Raw genomic sequence first — 2,693 nt, forward strand, 5'->3', positions numbered from 1 at the left:
TAGACAAAAATGATGTCGTGAAGACCCACTGGTTCCTTGGAGGAAGGGTATTCATTCACCCCTTGGGTGAAAGACGGGTTTTAAATAAACATTACAACTACTTGCTTTAAGGTTTTTTAGATTACCTACATGTGTACATCTAGGTATTAAATATTTTCATTTTTATTTTTATTTCTACAATAATATTTTCATAGCTTGAATCTAGAATCGCCTTGGGATTTTGATTATATCCAAGTTCAACTTTTGTATATATAGATACACTACTAGAAAGATAGTCCTTCAATAATCTGTCTGTAATATATTTATTACTACGTAGGACTTCTGATACATCACCACTTATTGCCTTAACTAAATGATGAGTCCATATTCCATTATTCAAGATATCACTTGAATAAGAGCTTTGTCCTGGTTGGCAAGATAGAAATGTTGCATAGTACGGAAATTCATTAGTAAGTAATTTTAGTTCCTCATCATTAATATCAGTAATTTGACTACGCTCATTTTCATCCCGGAAGCTTTGTGCACAAGCATCTATAAAAATAAGTGCATTTTTACATTTAGATTTTCGTAAAGGATCAAGTAGAATTTTACGTAAAGAAACCGCAGTTTCTGCTATATTGCATTGATGCATATCGTAAGTTGATAGGTAATTCGTGATACCATTATGAAAACCATGTCCAACATAATAAAAAACTAAGCGATCTTCTTCTGTTAAAGAATAAAATAAACTATTAAAATCATATTCTAGAGTACTTTTCAACGCTTTATCATTCGTAATCATGTGAATATCATTTTCATCTACATTCATCGATTTAATCAACATTTCTTTAAATTTAAGTGCATCATTAAAAGCATATTTTACGTTTGATATTTGATTCTCTTGTCTAGGGGCATAATTTTCTATTGCTATAATAATCGCTATAGTTTTATTAATCTTAGAAATATTTAATTTAGTTTTATACTCTGATGTCTTTTCTTCTAAGACACTATTAAATTCTTCTCTGATATACTTTTGATTCTCTAACAATATATTATTGTCTGATTTTTCTGTTTTGATCACAAAAATGGATTTTTCTCCACTTTTTAACCTGTCATAAGTTACTTTTGGAATTGGTGAAAGTAGGGAAATTGCTTTTTTTGTAATTTCAACAACCTGAAAATCAGTACTAAGTCCAACAATCTCATTTGAAGTCGGTAAATTTTCTTTAAGTCCAAAAATCAATGTTCCTCCATTCGTATTAGCAAAGGATGATATAATTTTGGCTATTTTTTGTGGAACATATGGTACAGCATTAAAATCTAATACCTCAGATTTAGGATCATTTAGTAATGTTTCAAGTTCAGAGTCATCAATATCGATATTTTTTATAGGAATTCTATTAATGCCAGTTTTTTTCAGAAGTTGCCCCAACGTTATTTGTTTAGGGATGTTGATACCATCTTCATACCAAAGTTCAGCGTCTACATATTCAAGAACATCAAATTCAGAGGTGTAAAAAATTAGTACTTCATCATTATCTGAGGGTCTGGCTACTACAGTTATCTCATTCCCATTTTTTGTAATACCACCAATAATACTTTCTGCAATCTTATAAAAATGCGAACAGTCGTATTCCGGTAGTTCCTTGAGATGTTCTATTACATTAGTTACTGCTCTTGGAATACGTTGTTGTATATACTTCAAGCGACCATAATCAGGCCTTGATAAATGAAAGAATTCTGGAGATATCTTTTTTTCATTGATTGCAGTCTCAATATCTGCAAAAGAATTTATTTTTTGATTTTTTGCTTCAGCCTCAAAATTACGTCTTATTTCAAGAACTTCTTCTGGTATCTGGAGTTCTTCCTGCATAAAGTACTTCTGAATCTCATCATCAGTAGATCTAAGTAAAAAGTCTAATTTCTTATCGTGTCCAACTAGATTAAAATAACGGCATAAAACTTCAGATAACTTTAATAATACAGTATTAGCATTCCAAGGATTCGTTACATAAAGACTGGTTTCATTAAAATGAATATTCACGCTCTTAATAAAATCTATACCCTTATAAGTAATTTTAAGCTCTTCAGCCTGAAAAATTTCTAAGGCTTCAATTTTTTCTTGTAGATTTTCTAAACTGTCTCTTGTATTAGCATCACTTTCTTCATTTTCAATCCAAATTTTAAAATATGGAATAATAATCTCCAATTGATTTTTCAAGCTCGAACACACTTCTTCTTGACTATGAACCAGCTCAAATTCACTTTGTTTCAATACCTTTACTTTAAAGTACTTTAAGAATTTCTCGTAAGCGCTTAATAATGCAGTGCATTGACAAATAAAAGCCTTGGCACAACTTGTAGTAATAGTGCCAAGGCTTTACCATACTATAATTATTGTTCCGTGTTGCGGCAGTAAGCTGGAATCTTTTGAGACCAGGGCATAAAATCATCCAAGAGAGCTGGATCAGTCTTGAAATCTAACCCCGGCATTTTACTGAAGATATGGACCAGATACATGTATACATTAAGGTTATTCGCCTTGGCCGTTTCCACAATGCTGTAAACAACAGCGCTCGCTTTAGCTCCCTTGGTCGTATCTGAAAATAACCAGCCACGTCTTCCTACGGCGAAGGGGCGGATCGCGTTCTCAATTCGATTCGTGGACAATTCAATACGTCCGTCTTCAAGAAATTCACACAATGAAGTTTTTT

Annotated in this window: 2 protein-coding genes; both read right to left on the reverse strand. The window is 32.0% G+C overall.

The window, feature by feature from the left end:
- Nucleotides 1-139 precede the first annotated feature (139 nt).
- Entirely contained in the window at nucleotides 140-2,254 is a 2,115-nt protein-coding gene (locus UF75_RS26665; RefSeq protein ID WP_242860430.1) for an RNA-binding domain-containing protein, read from the reverse strand.
- A gap of 119 nt (nucleotides 2,255-2,373) precedes the next feature.
- A partial coding sequence (locus UF75_RS25315; protein ID WP_156146627.1) for a transposase occupies nucleotides 2,374-2,693 on the reverse strand: 320 nt, incomplete at its 5' end.

Origin of the sequence: Desulfosporosinus sp. I2 (assembly GCF_000960765.1) — a bacterium.
Taxonomy (GTDB): Bacteria; Bacillota; Desulfitobacteriia; order Desulfitobacteriales; family Desulfitobacteriaceae; genus Desulfosporosinus.